The sequence below is a fragment of the Frankia sp. Allo2 genome, assembly GCF_000733325.1.
Lineage (GTDB): Bacteria > Actinomycetota > Actinomycetes > Frankiales > Frankiaceae > Frankia > Frankia casuarinae.
The window spans coordinates 92,097-111,170 of the sequence record NZ_JPHT01000011.1 but is presented as its reverse complement, the minus strand read 5'-3'; the positions used below and the strand labels follow the sequence as shown (position 1 = coordinate 111,170).

Annotated in this window: 9 protein-coding genes; 7 read left to right on the top strand and 2 right to left on the bottom strand. The window is 71.3% G+C overall.

The genetic code is table 11. From position 1 onward, the window contains the following. From ALLO2_RS10410 to ALLO2_RS10400, 3 genes are all read left to right on the top strand, one after another. Positions 1 to 288: LysM peptidoglycan-binding domain-containing protein (locus ALLO2_RS10410; RefSeq protein WP_084588396.1), on the top strand; the 288-nt coding region annotated here is incomplete at its 5' end. Between the two features lie 329 nt (positions 289 to 617). Next, a complete protein-coding gene (gene nrdR / locus ALLO2_RS10405; RefSeq protein ID WP_011437886.1) occupies positions 618 to 1,163 on the top strand; it encodes a transcriptional regulator NrdR in 546 nt (181 codons plus the stop codon). Between the two features lie 324 nt (positions 1,164 to 1,487). Then, positions 1,488 to 5,369, top strand: a complete 3,882-nt coding sequence (locus tag ALLO2_RS10400; RefSeq protein WP_035731536.1) for a vitamin B12-dependent ribonucleotide reductase — start codon at positions 1,488 to 1,490, stop codon at positions 5,367 to 5,369. A 113-nt stretch (positions 5,370 to 5,482) separates the two neighbouring features. Here the strand turns inward: ALLO2_RS10400 and ALLO2_RS10395 are convergent, their stop codons facing one another. Then, entirely contained in the window at positions 5,483 to 6,820 is a 1,338-nt protein-coding gene (locus ALLO2_RS10395; RefSeq protein WP_035731533.1) for an amylo-alpha-1,6-glucosidase, read from the bottom strand. A gap of 575 nt (positions 6,821 to 7,395) precedes the next feature. Here ALLO2_RS10395 and ALLO2_RS10390 point away from each other — a divergent pair. Then, positions 7,396 to 8,664: an RNA polymerase sigma factor gene (locus ALLO2_RS10390; protein WP_011437883.1), complete on the top strand. Its 1,269-nt coding sequence runs from the start codon at positions 7,396 to 7,398 to the stop codon at positions 8,662 to 8,664. A 189-nt stretch (positions 8,665 to 8,853) separates the two neighbouring features. On the opposite strand, the gene ALLO2_RS10385 is transcribed toward ALLO2_RS10390, so the two are convergent. Continuing rightward, positions 8,854 to 10,947 (bottom strand): acetoacetate--CoA ligase, encoded by a 2,094-nt coding sequence (locus ALLO2_RS10385; protein WP_023840369.1) that lies wholly within the window; start codon positions 10,945 to 10,947, stop codon positions 8,854 to 8,856. 150 nt (positions 10,948 to 11,097) lie between these two features. On the opposite strand from ALLO2_RS10385, the gene ALLO2_RS10380 reads away from it, so the two are divergent. The 3 genes from ALLO2_RS10380 to ALLO2_RS10370 all read left to right on the top strand — a co-directional run bounded on the left by ALLO2_RS10380 (position 11,098) and on the right by ALLO2_RS10370 (position 19,006). Continuing rightward, a complete protein-coding gene (locus ALLO2_RS10380) occupies positions 11,098 to 12,390 on the top strand; it encodes an acetoin utilization protein AcuC (protein ID WP_035731527.1) in 1,293 nt (430 codons plus the stop codon). 47 nt (positions 12,391 to 12,437) lie between these two features. Continuing rightward, positions 12,438 to 15,056 carry a bifunctional GNAT family N-acetyltransferase/acetate--CoA ligase family protein gene (locus ALLO2_RS10375; RefSeq protein ID WP_035731524.1) on the top strand — a complete coding sequence of 873 codons (2,619 nt, stop codon included), beginning with the start codon at positions 12,438 to 12,440 and terminating at the stop codon, positions 15,054 to 15,056. A 572-nt stretch (positions 15,057 to 15,628) separates the two neighbouring features. Beyond that, on the top strand, positions 15,629 to 19,006 hold the full coding sequence (locus ALLO2_RS10370; protein ID WP_232235019.1) for a SpoIIE family protein phosphatase: 3,378 nt from the start codon (positions 15,629 to 15,631) through the stop codon (positions 19,004 to 19,006). The last annotated feature ends 68 nt before the right edge of the window (positions 19,007 to 19,074 follow it).

Genomic DNA, 19,074 nt, shown 5'->3' with positions numbered 1-19,074 from the left:
CCCCCGCCGCTCCGGCTGACCCGGCGGGGTCGGGTGGTGGTGGTATCGATCGTCGTGGCGGTCGTCGTGGCGGTAGCAATCATGATCATGCCTGGGGTGTCGATTGCCGGGCCGGATACCGCGGAGGCGCCGCGGCACCATCTGGTCATGCCGGGGGAGACGCTGTGGGAGGTGGCAGTGGCGCTCGACGAGAGCGCCGACACCCGGGTCATGGTGGACCGGCTGATGCGGCTGAACCACCTGCGGTCACCACTGATCGCCCCGGGCCAGTCGTTACTCCTTCCCTGACGCCCGGCTTCCCGGGTCCACGAGTGTCTCGGCGCAGGGTTCTCGCGCACCGTCGTCTTTCGTCCACGTGCGGTGCCACGTGCGATGCGGACCACACGGACCATACGGGGGTGCTGTCCTCATCTCTGGGGCCGTGCGCTACCTTGGACACAACATCTGGTGCTTACCGGGGTGTAAGTCATCCACAGGTTGTTCCACAGGTCTTCCGCGGGGAGCTGGCGGTCCATCCACAAGGTGGTCTGTCCGGCGTGGATGCCGGGTCCTCAACGGTGTCCCTCATCCCCGGTCCGGGGCGGTCGGCTCCGGCGCGGGCGAAGGAGGCGTAGCGCGTGCGGTGCCCGTTCTGCCGGCATCCGGACAGTCGCGTCGTTGACAGTCGGGAGGCCGAGGAGGGTTCGGCGATCCGCCGCAGGCGGTCCTGCCTGTCCTGCGGTCGCCGGTTCACTACGATGGAGGAGGCGTCCCTTCAGGTTCGCAAGCGCAGTGGGGCGGCCGAGCCGTTCAGCCGGGCCAAGGTCATCGCCGGTGTCCGCAAGGCCTGCCAGGGCCGGCCGGTGCGGGATGATGATCTCGCGCTTCTGGCGCAGCGGGTAGAGGACGCCGTCCGCTCGTCGGGGTCGGCGGAGGTGCCCGCGGAGGCGATCGGCCGGGCGATCCTCGGTCCGCTCCGTGAGCTCGACGAGGTGGCTTATCTCCGCTTCGCCTCGGTGTACCTGGCCTTCGAGTCGTTGACTGACTTCGAGTCCGCGATCGCCGCGTTGCGCTCCGAGGCCGCCGGACCTCCCACCACGCGGGATGGACCAGCACGACCGGTCCCGCGTGGCGCCGTCGATGTCTCGCCGGTGATCGGCACCCAGCAGGTGCATAGCAGGTAGGGCCGGGACCGCTCGACCGAAAGCGTCATACATCGCCCTGGCTCGCCGTGCCGGCCCGGTCCCGCCGGCGACGGGTGACATCCCGCGTCGCGGCCGTGCGAGGACCGCGGACCTCCCGGACGGCACGCATGCGGCCCGGCTCGACCTGGCTGGTGCCGTTCGCCGTGCGTGTGTTTGCCGTGCGCGTGCTCGTCCCCGCGGGCACCGCCGTGCGTCGAGGTCCGGCCCCGCACCGTCCCGACGTCCACTGGCTGCGGCCTGGGGCGGGGATGCCCACAACACATTGTTGAAGGTTGAAGCTGACGAGTGAAGACGAGGAGCGTCATGACCGACAGCCGCGGCACGAAGCCGAGCAGGTCAGCGGCGAAAGCGAGTGGGTTGAAGATCCAGCGGTCACGTACCACCGCCGGCGTCCACCCGTACGACGAGGTCACCTGGGAGTCCCGGGACGTCGTCATGACCAACTGGCGGGACGGCTCGGTCAACTTCGAGCAGCGGGGAGTGGAATTCCCGCAGTTCTGGTCGGTGAACGCCTCCAACATCGTTACCAGCAAGTACTTCCGTGGGGCGCCCGGCACGCCGGGGCGGGAGTGGTCGCTGCGGCAGTTGATCGATCGGGTCGTGCACGCCTACGGCGCGGCCGGCCGCGAGCACGGCTACTTCGCCTCGGACACCGACGCCGAGATCTTCGAGCACGAACTGACCTGGATGCTGCTCCACCAGGTCTTCAGCTTCAACTCGCCGGTCTGGTTCAACGTGGGAACCCCCGCGCCGCAGCAGGTCTCGGCGTGCCAGCCCTATGACGCCCTCGTCAGCACGCCATCCGGTCTGGTTCCCATCGGCGCCTTGGTGGAGACGGACGCGGTGGGGATGAAGGTCTTCGACGCGCACGGTCTGACCCAGGTGATCGCGACCAAGTCCAACGGCGTCAAGGACGTCCTGCGGATCTGGACGAGGGCCGGTCACGCGCTCGACGTCACCGCCGATCATCTGGTGTGGCGGAGCACCTCCGCGGGTGCCGGGGCCTTCGTCCCCGCCGGCGCGCTGCGGGCCGGGGACACCCTCGAGTGGCATCGCACCATCGCCCCGGGCGAGGGTGAGATCACTTCACGGGAGATCGCCGAGGCGGCGCTCGCGGGCCGGCTGCAGGCGGACGGTTTTGTTGGTCGGTACGCCGGTACGAACGCCTCGCTGACCATCGAGGCGATGACTGTGCCGACCCGGCTGTATGATGCTCCGCTACCCGTTGTCGCGGCTTATCTGCGCAGCCTGTTCCAGGCCGATGGCTACGTGTCCCGCCGGGAGCGCTCGACGCTGATCGGGCTGGACATGATCAGCGAGGGCCTCATTCGCGGGGTGCAGGGTTTGCTCGCCCGGTTCGGCATCTTCGCGCGGGTACGCCGCGAGGCGGATCCGCGACCCGACCGCCACGACCTCTGGAGCCTGGGCATTCAGAACGCCGGTGACCGGCGGACGTTCGCGGACGAGATCGGCTTCCTCNATCCGGTGAAGGCCGCGAAGCTGGAGGTGTCGTTCGATCAGCCCGGCCAGGCCGCGAAGCCGGTGAAGCGGTTGCAGATCGAGCGCATTGAGCCGCGCGGGCCGATGCCGGTCTACGACATCCAGACCGACAGCGGCGAGTACCTCTCCGCCGGCCTCCGTGTGCACAACTGCTTCATCCTCTCCGTGGACGACACCATGGAGTCGATCCTGAACTGGTACCGGGAAGAGGGGCTGATCTTCAAGGGGGGTTCCGGGGCCGGGCTCAACCTGTCCCGCATCCGGTCCTCGAAGGAGCTGCTGTCCTCCGGGGGCACCGCCTCCGGGCCGGTGAGCTTCATGCGCGGCGCCGACGCCTCGGCGGGTACGATCAAGTCCGGTGGCGCGACCCGGCGGGCGGCGAAGATGGTCGTGCTCGACGTCGATCATCCCGACATCGTCGAGTTCGTGGAGACGAAGGCCCGGGAAGAAGACAAGATCCGGGCGTTGCGGGACGCCGGCTTCGACATGGACCTCGGCGGGCGCGACATCGCCTCCGTGCAATACCAGAACGCCAACAACTCCGTCCGGGTGACCGACGAGTTCATGCGGGCGGTCGTCGACGGCGGCGGCTTCGACCTGCGGGCCCGCCTCGACGGCCGTGTCCTGGAGACGGTGGACGCCCGCGGGCTGTTCCACACGATCGCCGAGGCCGCGTGGGCCTGCGCCGATCCCGGCATCCAGTACGACGGAACGATCAACGACTGGCACACCTGCCCCGAGAGCGGCCGGATCAGCGCCTCCAACCCGTGCAGCGAGTACGTGCACCTGGACAACTCCAGCTGCAACCTGGCCTCGCTGAACCTGCTGAAGTTCCTGCGCCCGGACCGCAGCTTCGACGCCGAGGCGTTCGTCGCGGCGGTCGAGTTGATCATTGCCGCGATGGACATCTCGATCTGCTTCGCCGACTTCCCGACGCCGGAGATCACCAGGGTCAGCCGGGCCTACCGGCAGCTCGGCATCGGCTACGCCAACCTCGGTGCCCTGCTGATGGCCAGCGCCCGGGCCTACGACTCGGACGGCGGCCGGGCGCTGGCCGCATCGATCACCTCGCTGATGACGGCCACCGCCTACCGGCGCTCCGCCGAACTCGCCGGGATCGTCGGCGCCTACGACGGCTTCGCCCGCAACGCGGACGCGCACCGGCGGGTGATGCGCAAGCATGCCGCCGCGAACGACGCGGTGCGCAGCGTGCACGCCGAGGACTCCCGGATCCTCGCCGTCGCGTCCCGGGAATGGGCCCGGGCGCAGACCGTCGGCGAGAAGCACGGATGGCGCAACGCGCAGGCCAGCCTGCTCGCCCCGACGGGCACGATCGGTCTGGCGATGGACTGCGACACCACCGGCATCGAGCCGGACCTCGCCCTGGTGAAGATGAAGAAGCTGGTCGGCGGCGCCAGCATGAGGATCGTGAACCAGACGGTCCCGGCGGCCCTGCAGGCGCTCGGCTACCCCGAGGAGACCATCGAGGCGATCGTCGAGTACATCGCCGAGTACGGGCACGTCATCGACGCTCCCGGCCTGCGTCCGGAGCACTACGAGGTGTTCGACTGCGCCATCGGGGAGCGCGCGATCTCCCCGATGGGCCATGTCCGCATGATGGCCGCGGTACAGCCGTTCCTCTCCGGCGCGATCTCGAAGACGGTGAACATGCCGTCGACCGCCACGGTCGCCGAGGTCGAGCAGATCTACCTGGAGGGGTGGCGGCTGGGCCTGAAGGCCCTCGCCATCTACCGGGACAACTGCAAGGTCGGCCAGCCGCTGACCGACGTCAAGGGGGCGAAGCAGGCCGCCGAGCTGGCCGCCACCCGGACCGGCACGGGAGTCGGGGCCGGCACGGGAGACGCGGTCGGCACGGGAGTCGGGGTCGGCACGGGAGACGCGGTCGGGACCGCCGGCTCCGTCGGACCCGCCCCGGTGGAGGTCGAGTACCGACCGGTGCGCCGCCGGCTGCCGAAGACCCGCCCGTCGCGGACGGTGTCCTTCTCCGTCGGCGGGGCCGAGGGTTATCTGACCGCCGGTTCCTACCCGGACGACGGTCTCGGTGAGGTCTTCATCAAGATGTCGAAGCAGGGGTCCACCCTGGCGGGCGTGATGGACGCGTTCGCGATCGCCATCTCGATCGGCCTGCAGTACGGCGTGCCGCTGGAGGCGTACGTCAGCAAGTTCATCAACATGCGGTTCGAGCCGGCTGGGATGACCGACGACCCGGACGTGCGGATCGCCCAGTCAATNATGGATTATCTGTTCCGTCGCCTCGCGCTCGACTATCTCGACGCCGATCAGCGGGCCGAACTCGGCATCTCGACCGCGGCCGACCGGGCCCGTCGGGTCGCGGGTCAGTACGGTCCAGCGCCGGCGGTGGAGGCCGCGCGATCGGCGCAGCCCGCCGGGATCGACGGCCCGGCCGGATCCCAGGGGGCCGCGGTGACCGGATCCTCGGCTTCCGTCGCCGATCGGGGTGACCCGGGCGTCCCGCCCGGTCCGGCGGTAGGGAACGGCCCGGCGTACGTGGCACGGGAGTTGCGGCTGGCACCGCCCGGCGAGTCGCTCGTCGCGCAGACCGTGGTCGATGCTCCGCTCTGCTTCACCTGCGGGGTGACCATGCGGCCAGCTGGTAGCTGCTACGTCTGTGAGCAGTGCGGTTCGACCAGCGGCTGCAGCTAGGCGTCGCGGCGGCCGGTCCGACCGGGTGCCCGATGCGCATCGGGCACGCGGTCCGCATCGGGTGCCTGCTCCGCATCGGGTCCCTGCTCCGAGACAGTGCTCGGCGGTGTGGCTCAGTGCTCGGCGGCGAGGAGGTCGACCAGGAGCGCCGCGGTCCAGGAGAACCGGTTGCTGCCCGCGCCGGAACCGTCGAGGGGTGAGTAGTACTCGAACATCGCCCCGGACGATGCGATCATGTCGATCGTGTTCTGGCGCAGGTTCTCCGCGGCGTCGAGCCGACCGTAACGCTCCAGCCCGTCGGCAATCAGCCAGTTCATGTTGACCCAGACGGGACCCTGCCAGTAACACCGGGGAAGGAAGCCCGGGTCGTCGAGCGGCACGCTCGCGATGCCGAACCGGGACCAGTAGCGCGGTGAGGTGAGCGTCTTGACCATCTCGTCGACCCGGTCCTCGGGCACGACCCCGGCATAGAGCGGCAGGAACCCCGAGATCGTCTCGTGGCGCAGCAGCGTTCCCGTCCGGAAGTCGCGGCTGTAGTAGGTGCCGTCGGCGTGGAGCCGCTCGATCGCCTCGCGCGTCCTGTGCATGGACCGCCACAGCCAGGCGGGGATGGTCTGGCCGATCTCGGCGGCGATGGCGGNGAGGNGCTCGTTGGCCCGGATGAGGATCGCGTTGAAGGCGACGTCCTGGACGAGGGGGACGATGCTCCGACGGATCTCGCGGAAGTTGTAGTGCGCCCGCCGCAGCTCACGCACGATCCGGTAGAGCGTGAACAGGTCTCCCGAGGTGAGCCGCTCGTCGGGGGGAACCTCCTTGGAATCGCGCCGCAGCGCGTCCAGGGCGTCGCCGCCGTTGATCCGGCGCAGTGCCCGCACTCCCAGCGGAGCCGCCGGCCTGGTGATCTCCATCCAGGCCGGCGTGTTGTCCATCCCCGACTCCCAGGAGTGGACCAGGGTGACGAGACCGTCGTCGTCGGGGTNGCGTTCGAGGTAGAGCCACGTGTGGAAGCGCAGCAGGCCGGGGAACAACGCGCGGTAGAAGGCGTCGCGGGCGGATGGCGTCATCATGGCTGCGATCCGGACGGCGGCTTCGGCGATCATCGGCGGCTGGGTGACCCCCGTGCTCTGCACTCCGCCGGCGGTCGTGGTCACCTGGTCGCAGCGCCAGCGCTGCGGACCGGCGTGGTAGAAGTCCGAGGTCTCCGCGAAGATCACGTGGGGGATCATGCCGTTCGGCCACTGGCCTCGCAGCAGCGAGAGGACCTCCTTGGCGGCCCGTCCCGGGTCGAGACGGCGCAGTCCGATCGCGATGAAGCAGCTGTCCCAGAGCCACTGGTGCGGGTAGAGCGTCGGGGAGGGCCGGGTGATGTCGCCGAGGTCGTTGTCTCGTAGCACGTCGATCGCGGTTTCCCGTAGTGCCGCCAGGTCTGCGGGAAGGCTGGGGACGGACATCGTGTGAGAGTAGCGGTTACACGCTGTGCACAGAGGCAGGGTCCGTCGGGTGTGGCCCGCCTAACGGAATCGCCGTTCTCGAGCGCCTCGGCGTCGGGGTGGCGTCGGGGTGGCGTCGGCGGCGGCGCCCGCGTCGGCCCGCCGGTCCTTCCGTCCCGGTGGAGAGCCCGGGTCCGGGCCGGGTCGCGGGTGTCGGCTTGCCGACTACCGTTACGGGTTAGCACCGACTGGTGATCGTCAGAAAATATGGCACGGATGGTGGAACGCAAAAAACTTCTACGGTGAGTAGTGGATCTGTTACTTAAAGTTGCCGTTGGCCTGATCCGCAGGCTGCTCGGCCACCAGAGAAGCTCAGGAGAGTTCGCGGTTCGCGCCACAGGGTGGAATCTGCCAGGTAGTCTTCGCGGCAGCGAGTGCAGCGTCTCGAGGGCTAGGGTCTACACTGCTTGGTAGGCCCGGCGATCGCTGATGTCCGGGTGTGCCTGCACGGGGAATGGTTCCGCGTCTTCGTTCGTTACCTCCCACGTGCACAGAACGAGACGACCCACCCGCACCGACCATCGGATTTGCCACTGATGACGCTGCCTGCTCTGGAACTTGCCGAGCGCACCGACGACAACCGCCCGCGTAGCCCGCGGCGTGCTCGTCGGGCCGCTCCTCCTGTCCGCACCGCTCCCAGCCGTTCGCTGGCCGCTGTTCCCGACGATACCGACGAGCTCGATGTGAGCGCGGTGGCCGAGGTCATCGCCCGTGGTCGCGAGGCCGGCGAGATCAGCCGCTCCGAGTTGCGTGATGTGCTCGAGTCCGCGGACATCGGTATTGAACTGTTGCCCGCTCTCATCGCGCGCCTCAACGCCGTTGGCATCGAACTCCTCGACGAGGAGGAAGCGAGCGACGACGCCACCGCCGCCAGCCGGTCCACCGCCGAACACGCGGGTACCGCCGACCTCGTGCGCATGTACCTGCGCGAGATCGGCAAGGTGCCGCTGCTCAACGCCGCCCAGGAGGTCGAACTCTCCAAGCGGGTCGAGGCGGGCCTGTTCGCTGAGTACAAGCTCGAGAGCGTCCCCGACCTGCCCGCCGACCTTCGTCGTGATCTCGGTCTGCTGGTCAAGGACGGCCATGCCGCCAAGCAGCAGCTCGTCTCGGCGAACCTGCGGCTGGTGGTCTCCGTCGCCAAGAAGTACAGCGGTCGCGGGATGACCCTGCTGGATCTGGTCCAGGAGGGCAACCTCGGTCTTATCCGCGCGGTGGAGAAGTTCGACTACGCCAAGGGCTACAAGTTCTCGACCTATGCGACCTGGTGGATCCGCCAGGCCATCGGCCGGGCGCTCGCCGATCAGGCGCGGACGATCCGCATCCCGGTCCACGTGGTCGAGCAGATTAACAAGATCACCCGGTTGCAGCGCCAGCTTGTCTCCACGCTCGGCCGTGAGCCGACCGACGAGGAGCTCGCCCTCGAGCTGGACATGCCGATCGAGCAGGTGGTGGAGCTGCGCCGGTATGCGCAGGACACCGTCAGCCTGGAGACCTCGGTCGGTGACGATGGTGACTCCGTGCTCGGTGACTTCATCGAGGACTCCGACGCGACCTCCCCGGCGGACGCCGCCTCCTACGGCGCCATGCAGGACGAGATCGAGAACGTCCTCGGTGGCCTGAGCCCGCGGGAGCGCGAGGTGATGCGGCTGCGCTTCGGTCTCGCCGACGGCAAGCAGCACACCCTCGCCGAGGTGGGCAACCGGCTCGGCCTGACCCGTGAGCGCATCCGTCAGATCGAGCGGGACACGCTTCGGGAGTTGCGCAAGCCCGCCGTCGCCGGTCGGCTGCGCGAGTTCCTCGACTGATCGATCGGGCGAGCGCACCTGCGGTCGAGTCCGCGGGGGCACGTCCACGGGTGCACGGTGCGGTACGGGTGCACGGTGCGGCACGGGTGGAAGACAGGAGTACCGCGATCATGGCGGTCACGTCATGATCGCGGGNTCGATGAAAGTCGGATCTTCGTTTTTNCCGGGNGAAGATCCGACTTTGCTGTATCAAGCTCCGGGTTCGGCTTCTCCGTCGGATCCGGAGCCGGGTTCCAGTGCGCTTCCCGTCATCGGCTCCGACGCCGACCGCCGCGACCGGGCCGAGGCGGCGGCGAAGGGCAGCAGGGCATCGGGGTTGGCGACCGAGTCGAGGCTCACGGCCTCGTCCAGGGCGGTCCCGGCGAGCAGGCGCTTCACCGGTACCTCGAGCTTCTTGCCGGTGTGGGTCCGAGGGACCTCGGTGATCTCGATGATCCGGTCGGGAACGTGGCGTGGGCTGAGTTCGGCGCGCAGAACCTCGCGCAGCCGAGCGGCCACCGCCTCGGTCAGGCCGGGCTCGGTGAGGACGACGAAAAGGAGCAGCTCGCCGTGCCCGCGCTCGTCCGCGGTGTCGACCGCGAGGCTGTCGGCGATCCCGGGGACCCGCTCGACCACGCTGTAGAGCTCGCTGGTACCGATCCGGACGCCGCCGCGGTTCAACGTCGCGTCCGAACGTCCCTGGATGACGACGGCACCGGTAGGTGTGATCCTCGCCCAGTCCCCGTGGCGCCAGACGCCGGGGTAGACGGAGAAGTAGCTCTCCCGCAGCCGGCCGCCGTCCGGGTCAGCCCAGAAGCACAGCGGCATGGACGGCATCGGCGCGGTCACGACAAGCTCACCGACCTCGTCGACGACCTCCTCGCCGGCCTCGTCGAAGACGCGCACCGCGCAGCCCAGCGCGCGTGATCCGATCTCCCCGGCCCGCACCGGCATCGTCGGCAGGCCCGCCACCAGCGCCGTGCAGACGTCGGTGCCACCGCTGATCGACGACAGCATCACGGTCGGGCTCACCGCTTCGTACACCCAGGCATAGCCGGCTGCGGACAGTGGCGATCCGGTCGATCCGACGGTGCGCAGCCTGGACAGATCGGCGAACTCGCGCGGGACCAGCCCGGCGTCCTCGCAGGCCTGCAGGTAGCCCACGGACGTGCCCAGGCACGTGAGCTCCAGGGCCTCCGCCAGACCGAACAGGGTGCCGAGCGCCGGATAGCCGGGCGCTCCGTCGTAGAGCACGACGGTCGCGCCGACGAGCAGACCGGAGACCAGATAGTTCCACATCATCCAGCCGGTCGTGGTGAACCAGCAGAACCGGTCGTCCGGACCGAGATCGAGGTGCAACGCCAGCGACTTCAGATGCTCCAGCAGGATACCGCCGTGGCCGTGCACGATCGCCTTGGGGGGGCCGGTCGTGCCGGACGAGTAGAGGATCCACAGCGGCGCGTCGAAGGCGACCCGGGTGAACTCGGGCTCGGAGGTCTCCGAAGCCATCAGCTCGTCCCAGGTGAGCAGCCCCGGCAGCCCCGCGGCCCGGGCCCGGGAGAGCGCGTCCGGCCACAGGTACGGCACGATCACGCTTGCCCCGAGTCCCGGCAGGTCGCCCGCGAGCGCGGCGAGGGTGTCGAGGGCGTCGTAGCTCTTCCCGCCGTAGCTGTAGCCGTCAACGCCGATCAGGACCTTCGGGTCGATCTGGCCGAACCGCGCGCGCAGGGCCGTCGGGCCGAGCTCCGGCGAGCACGACGACCACACCGCGCCGATGCTGGCGGTGGCCAGCATCCCCACCATCGCGTAGACGGTGTTCGGCAGCACGGCGCAGACCCGGTCACCCTCGGCGACACCCAGGCTCCGCAGTCCCGCCGCCGCCTTCGCCACCTGCCGGCGCAGCTCGTCCCAGGACACCACGGCCGTGGCACCGTCCTCGCGCACGGCGATGACGGCCGGGGCCGGCCCGCGCCGGGTGAGCGCGTTCTCCGCGTAGTTCACCCGGGCACCGGGAAACCAGACCGCGCCGGGCATCGCCGCGTCGGCGAGCGCCGGACCGGTGCCGCGGTCCCCCTCGACCGCGCAGAAATCCCAGATCGACTCCCAGAACGTGTCCAGGTCGGTGACAGACCACTCCCACAGGCGCGTGTCGTCGGCGAGCTCAACCCCCCGCTCGGCGGCGAGCCAGGCGCGGTAGTTGGTCACCGCGGCCTGGCTGATCCGACGGGGAGGCGGTTCCCACAGTGGCGTGCCGGCAGCCACCGACCCACCATCACGGCCGGCCGGCTGCCGCCCGTCTTCCATCGCCGCATGGTCCGGTGTCACTCGGTCTGCTGCCACGGGCACTGACCCTAGNCCATTCCGGGCAGATCTACGTGCCTCACCGATGGCCCCGGATCCTCGTCATCGACACCACCGCTATCTCTGGGAGCGTGATCGGGCTACGGTCGACAGATGGGTGTCCCGGGCGATTCCGAGCGGCGGACCGACGGCCGTCCGCAGGTCGAGCCGCAGGTCGAGCCGCAGGTCGAGCCGACGGTCGTGGCCTGGGATCCGGTCATGGCCGGCTACGACTTCGGGCCGACGCATCCGCTGCATCCCGTGCGGCTCGAGCTCACCATGGACCTCGCCATGAGTCTCGGTGTTCTCGACGCGCCGGGCATCCGGATCTCCAGGCCGACCCTCGCCTCCGACGACCTCATCGGCCTGATCCACGATCCGGTCTACCTGAGCGCGGTCCGCGCCGCGCCCGACCCGGCGCAGGCCAGGTTCGCGGCCCTGTTCGGCCTGGGCACGGCCGACAACCCCATCTTCGAACGGATGCACGAGGCCGCCGCACTCATCACCGGTGGCACGATCGAGGCGGCACGGGCGGTGTGGAGCGGGCCGCCGCGGCACGCCGTGTCGATCGCCGGCGGGCTGCATCACGCGATGCCGGGAATGGCGAGCGGATTCTGCATCTACAACGACCCGGCGATCGCGATCGCCTGGTTGCTCTCCGCCGGAGCCGCCAGAGTGGCGTACGTCGACGTGGACNTGCATCACGGCGACGGCGTGCAGACGGCGTTCTACGACGATCCGCGGGTGCTCACCATCTCCCTACACCAGACGGGGAGTACCCTCTTCCCGGGCACCGGATTCCCGACCGAGGTGGGTGCTCCCGCCGCGGAGGGCACCGCGGTGAACGTGGCGTTGCCCCCCGCCACCGGCGATGCCGGCTGGCTGCGCGCCTTCTCCGGGGTGGTGCCGGTGCTCCTGCGGTCCTTCCGGCCGCAGGTGCTGGTGACCCAGCACGGCTGCGACACGCACGCCTTCGACCCGCTGGCCGATCTGGCGCTGTCGGTGGACGGCCAACGGGCCTCCTACGACCTGCTGCACGCGCTGGCCCACGAGGTCTGCGACGGACGCTGGCTGGCCTGCGGCGGTGGCGGGTACGCGCTGGACACGGTCGTGCCGCGGGCCTGGACGCAGCTGCTGGCGATCGCCGGCCACGTGCCCCTGGATGCCGGCCGCGCCCTGCCGGAGGACTGGCGCTCCGCGGCGCCGGGACGGGTGCGGGCGGCGACCGGGCAGAAGTCCGTCGGAGCCGCCGCCATGCCCCGGACGCTCGGGGACGGGGTGAGTGTCCGGTATCGTCCCTGGGACGCGGGAGAGGGAGACCCCGACGATCCGTTGGACCGGACGGTGGCGGCGACCCGGCGTCAGGTGCTGCCGTTGCACGGCCTCGACCCCACCGTCGACCGCTGAGCCCTGCGTGAGAGCTGAGCACTGCGTGAGAACCGGGTGAGCGCCGCGTGAGCACCGAGCCTCCGGTCGTCTATCCGGCCGAGTGGGAGGCCGACGTCATCCTCAGTGACGGCGGCACCGCCCACATCCGCCCGATCCTGCCGACGGACGGCCCGCTGTTGCGGACCTTCTGGACCCGGCTGTCGACCCAGTCGATCTACTTCCGGTTCTTCGCCGTGCGCCGTGCCCTGAGCGACGCCGACATCCACCGGATGACGACCGTGGACCAGCGGCTGCGCGGCGCCATCGTCGCGATGATCGGCGACGACCTGGTCGCGGTCTCCCACTGGGAGAGCACCGCCGCACGGCCGACCGAGGCGGAGGTCGCCTTCCTGGTGGAGGACGCCCAGCAGGGACGAGGGCTGGGTTCGGTGCTGCTGGAGCATCTTGCCGCCGCGGCCTGGGACCGTGGGATCCGCCGCTTCGACGCCGACGTGCTCGGGGAGAACCAGCAGATGATCCGGGTCTTCCTCGATGCCGGTTACACGGTCTCGAGGACCTGGGACTCGGGCGCGGTCCGGCTGTCCTTCGAGATCACCCCCACCCAGAAGTCGGTCGGGGTGATGCGGGCCCGGGAGCACCATGCCGAGGCCGCCTCGATCGGTCGGCTGCTGCATCCGCGCGCGATCGCCGTCATCGGTGCGGGGCGGTCTGCCGCGTCCGTGGGCAACGCGGTCCTGCGTCACCTGCTCGCCGGCGGTTTCGACGGCCCCGTCTACCCGGTGAACCCGGCGGCGGCCGCGGCCGGCGGCGCGGTGGCGTCGATCCAGGCCTACGCCGGCATCGAGGACGTGCCGCGTCCGGTCGACCTGGCCGTGGTGTGCGTGCCGCCCGCGCAGGTGCCCGACGTCGTCGCCGCCTGCGGGCGGGCGGGAGTCTGGGGGCTGGTCGTCCTCACCGACCAGCGCGACGCCGCCGCAGACGCGGCCCTGGTGGCTGAGGCCCGGGCGGATGGCATGCGGGTGGTCGGCCCGGCGAGCATGGGCATCCAGAATCCGGCGGCGGGGTTGAACGCCTCGATGGTGCCCCGGATGCCCCCGGCCGGCCGCATCGGCTGCTACTCCCAGTCGGGTCCGTTCGGCGGGGCCATCCTGGCGGCGGCGGCCGCGCGCGGGGTCGGTCTGTCGGTCTTCGTCTCCGCCGGGGACCGGGCCGACGTGAGCGGCAACGACCTGCTCCAGTACTGGGAGGAGGACCCCGAGACCGACGCGGTGATCATGCATCTGGAGACCTTCGGTAACCCCCGCAAGTTCGCCCGGCTGGCCCGGCGGGTGGGTCGGCGTAAACCAGTGATCGTCGTGTACTCCGGCCGTTCGACCCTTGACGACGCGCTTCTGCGGCAGGCCGGGGTGATCGGCGTCGACCAGGTCTCCCAGGCGTTCGACGTCGCGCTGCTGCTCACCACGCAGCCGCTGCCCGCGGGCGGTCGGGTCGCCGTCGTCGGCGACTCCCGGGCCCTGGTCCGGCTGACGGCCCGCGCCGCCGACGCGGCCGGGCTCAGAGTCGAGGAGGTGCTCCTCCCGGTTGGCAGCTCCCCCGGGGACCTCACCCGGGCGTTGACCTCCGCCGCGGACCGGGCGGATGCGCTGATCGCCACGCTGGTCCGGCTGCCGCCCTCCCCGGCCGGGCCGATCGCGGTGGACGCCGTCGCGGCTGCCGCGACCATCGAGATCCCGGTTCTCGCCGCCGTGCAGGGGGTCGAGATGCCCGGCGAGCTCGCTGGCATCCCGGCCTATTCGTCGCCGGAGGCTGCCGTCGCCGCGCTGCGCCGGGTGGTGGGCTACGCCCAGTGGTGGGCGCGCCCGATCGGCACCGTGCCGACGACGACGGTGCGAGCAGACGAGGCGCGTTCGCTCGTCGCCGGACTCACCGGTCGCCTTCCGGAGGATCGGGCTGCCGCCCTGCTGGACTGCTACGGCGTCACGGTGGAGCCGGCCGTCCTGGTGACGTCCCCGCGCCGGGCCGTCGAGGCGGCGGGCCAGCGCGGCTATCCGGTGGCGCTCAAGGCGCGGTCGCGGCCCTACCGGCATCGTCCGGACCTGCGCGGTCAGCGTCTCGACCTGCCCGACGCGGCAGCCGTGCGGGCGGCATGGGCGTCGCTGCGCTCCCAGCTCGGGGCGGAGGTGCCGATTGTCGTCCAGCGGATGGCCCCGGTCGGCGTGTCGGTGGTTGTCGGTTCCGAGGAGCATCCCCGGTACGGTCCCCTGGTCTCGNTCGGCCTCTCGGGCCCCGCGACCGAGCTGCTGGAGGACCGCGCACATCACATCCTTCCCCTCACCGACGTTGACGCGGCGCGCCTCGTGCGCTCGGTGCGGGCGGCGCCGCTGCTGCTGGGATACCTCGGCTCGACGCCGGTCGACATCGCCGCGCTGGAGGACCTGCTCCTCAAGATCGCCCGGCTCGCCGACGACGTGCCGGAGGTGGTTCATCTCACGTTGGATCCAGTGATCGTGTCGACCGGGCGGGTGACCGTGCTGTCCGTGGAGATCGTTGCTGGACCGTCGGCGCCCCGCGCGGACGTCGGACCTCGGCGGTTCTGGACACCGAACCACCCGACTCCGGACGGGGCGACTATCCGGGGTGGTTCAGCACAACATGCGCACGCCGTCCACAATCGTCTCCCATGACGTCGCCGCACTCCGCGCAGCCGCCTGTCCGGCCCGCTTCCGGCGCATTCCCGATGCTCTCCCCTGATTCTGCGGGAGTTGCCGGGACGCCTGGTACCCCCGTAGAGGGGATGCCTGGGCAGGCGTCTCTCGTGCCGATGTACCGGCCGGCGAACGTTGGGCTGTCGGAGGCGCTGCCGGGGGACCTCGGGTCGGTGGATCTGGGGTCGGTGGATCTGGGGTCGGTGGATCTGGGGTCGGTGGCCGCGGGGCCCGCGGGTGCGCGCTTCTCCGTGAGCCCCCCGGGATCCGCCTCCCCGTCATCGGGCGTTGTTCCGTCCGGCCAGGGGGATGTCTCCCCGGGACCGAATCCGGTCACCCGATCCCAAGGGGGACCGTCGGCTGGCCCACACACCAACCCCGCCCCACACACCAACCCCGCCCCACGCGCGCATCCCGGCCCGAACCAGGTCCCCGGCCCGAAGCACGCTCCCGGCCCGGAGACCGGCCCCGGTCAAGACCGGGGAGCCGACCCCGAGCTACCCGGACTACCCGAGGGCTGGCCCATGGTCGCCCGGCCGGCCGCTTCGGCCGTGACCGCCGAGCCGGTCACGCGGGACGTCATCGACGGCACCGAGCCGCGCCGCGCGCCGGAGGCGCCAGGGATGCGCCGGTCCGATCCGGCGGGGCTGCCGGGGCGTGTCCGGTCCGCTTTCCCCCTGCCCGGACACGCCCCGGGAACCGACCCCGCGGCCACGTTCGTGATGCTGGACGCGCTGTTCGCGTGGGCCCCGGTCGGTCTCGCCCTGCTCGACCGGGCCGGGCGGTTCCTGCGGGTCAACGACACACTTGCCCGGTTCGACCGCCGGCCGGTCCACGAGCACCTCGGCCGTACCGTCTCCGAGCTCCTCGGCGACACCGGCCAGGAACTCGACGCTCTGCTGGCACGGGTACTGCGCACCGGCGAGCCGGTGGTGGACTTGGAGGTCATGGTCGCCACCGATGGTTCCGGGCCGCCGCAGACGTGGCTCGCCAGCTGGTATCCGGTGAACGACCCTCAGGTCGGGCTGGTGGGCGTGGCGTTCGTCGCGATCGACGCCAGCGGGACGCGGGCGGTCGAGGGGGAGCGGGCGCGGGCCGACGCACGTTACCTCGGCCTCGTGGACGCCGCCGCGGTGGACGTGTTCCACGCCGAAGGCGACGGGGCACTCGATGCCGATCTGCCCCGCCTGCGGGCCTTCACCGGGCGGCATCCGGCGGAGCTGGCCGGGTTCGGCTGGCTCGGCGTGGTCCACCCCGACGACCGGGAGCGGGTCGGGCGCGCCTGGCACGGGGCGATCGAGCACGGTGAGACCTTCGAGGCCGAGTTCCGGATCTCCGGTGGCGGAGGCGACCGCACCGCCATGCGGGTGGTCGAGGCCCGCATCGTTCCCATGCCGGCGGCCGGCCGGCCGAACAGCCGGCCCAGCGAGTGGCTCGGGGNGATCCGCGACCTCACCGAGGTACGCGCCGCCGAGGCCGACCGGGCCACGGCCGACCAGCGGGCCCGGATCGCGACGGAACGGGCCGAACAGACCGCGACGTTGGCCGTGGCGCTCGCCCGGACCCTGACCGTGGACGACGTCGTCGCCACCGTCCTCGACGTCGGGGGGCGGATGGCCGGGGCCGCCGGCCGGGGCGTCGCGCTCGTGGACGAGGCGCACGACCGGCTGCTCTTCCACGCCCCGCCGGGTCCCGCCGACGGCCTCGCCCGCTGGTCGGAGGTGGCGCTGGGGGCGGTACATCCGGTGGCGGAGGTCATGCGGGGCGGTCGTGCGCTGTTTCTCGTCGACCGCGACGAGCTGCTCGCCCGCTGGCCGGTGCCGGAGGTCGCCGACGTCGCCGCCGCGGCGGGTGAGCATGCCTGGGCGATGCTGCCGCTGGCCGTCGGGGGCGGCGCCCCCTTCGGCGTGGTGACCTTCGGGTTCCGCCAGGCGCGGGAGTTCACCGCCGCTGATCAGGCGTCCCTCATCGCGATCGCCGACGCCTGCGCGCAGGCCCTGGAACGGGCCACCGGCTACGAACAGCTCGCCGCCGACGCCGCGCGCGGTCATCGGACCCTGGCTGCGACGCGCGAGGCGCAGGCCGCCCTGGCACTCGCCGATCGACGCCTTCAGCTGCTGGGGCGAGCTACCGGGATCGTGGCCGCGGCCGTGGAGCCTCCCGTCGCCCTGCGCTCCCTGGCCGAGTTGATCGTCTCGGAGGTCGCCGACCTGTGTGTTGTCCAGCTCGTCACTGGCACACCCGCTCCCGTCCCGGCGTCCTGGAGCGCTGCCGCGGTGTCCGTCCGGGCCGGGGACGCGGCCGGGGATAAGGCCGGGGACGCGGCCGGGGATAAGGCCGGGGCCGAGGAGACGGCGGGGGACCGGGCGGCAGAGCCGGTGCCCGAGCTGCGTCCACTCGTCGTCCTGGCCCGTGACGGGCTTGGCACGGTGCCTCCGTTCGCCTCGGGGGCCGGCGCGGCGACGTCGCCGGCGAGTCCGTTCGCCCGGGCCGCCCGCCGGGGCGAACGGCTGATCGTCGCACTGACAGCGGGCGAGTGGGATCCGCCGGCCGACGCCGAGCGGTGGATCCGCCAGGTGGGGGCCCACACGATGGCTGTCGTACCCGTGGTACGGGTCGGCCACGTCGTCGCCGTACTGAGTGTGACCGCCGTTGCGGATCGACCTCCGTTCACCGAAGCGGATCTGCTCTTGCTGACCGAACTCGCCGCCCGGGTGGGGGTCGTCCTGGACCGGATCGATCGGGGGGCCGCCGAGCGCAGCAATGCGCTGGCACTGCGCGAGGCGTTGCGCGGTTCTCCACCCGCCGTCCCGTCCGGGCTCGAGGTGGCCACCCGTTACCTGCCCGGCGGGGTCGATGACGACGCCGGTAGCGACTGGTTCGACGTGATTGACCTGGGAGCCGGGCGAGTCGCCCTGATGATCGGCAACGTGATGGGCCGAGGGATCCGGGCGACCGCGGTGATGGGGCAGCTGCGCGCGGCGGCCCGCACCTGCGCCCGTCTCGATCTTCCCCCGGCCGAGGTGCTGACGCTGCTGGACGGCATCGTCGCGGACCTGCCCGGGGAGGAGATCGCCACCTGCATCTACGCGGTCGTTGAGATCGACAGTGGGGTGCTGACGCTGGCGAGTGCCGGGCACCCGCCGCCCCTGGTCGTCGCGCCGGACGGGTTGGTCTCCAGGCTCTACATGGCGGTGGGATCTCCACTCGGGGTGGCCCGGTCGGACGTGACCGAGTACACGGTGCGACTGGGACGGGGATATCTGATCGCCCTGTTCACCGACGGGCTCGTCCGGGGACGTGCGCGCGACCTCGACGCCGGGGTCTCGCAGCTCGCGGCCGCGCTCGCCCGCGCCAGCGACAGGTTCACCGCGAATCTGGACGACCTGGTCACCACGGCGTGTGCCGGTCTCGGTCCCGCCGTCGCCCCCGGCCCAGTGGGTTCCGGGGCGGCCGACGGGGCGGCCGACGAGGTGGCGGCCGATGACGTCGCGCTTCTGTTCGCCCGGTTGCCCGTTGAACCGACGGCCGCGGCGGCCCTCCTGGACGTCACCTTCGACGGTGCGGCGAGCCTGCGCGCCGTGCGGGCTCAGGCCAGGCTCGCGCTGGAGAACGCGCCGCTGGCCTCGGAAGTCGTCGACACCATCGTTCTGGTGCTGTCGGAGCTGGCGAGCAACGCGGTGCGGCACGGTCGCCCACCACTGTCGGTGCGGCTGCGGCTGCTGGGCGACCGGGCCGTCGTCGAGGTCGCCGACGGTGGCGGCCGGGTGCTGCGGCGGCGCCACGCCGCGGCCGAGGATGAGGCCGGCCGCGGGCTCGGCCTGGTCTCCCAGCTCGCCGTTCGGCATGGCGTCCGTCCGGTCCCCGACGGGAAGGCCGTGTGGGCCGAGATCGACCTGACCGGGACGACCCCGCCCGAACCGGACTGACGCCATGGCCAGAGGGTCAATTGCGTGGTCTGTTATATCTGTCCGATTTACCTCAGTCCGGCGGGTGA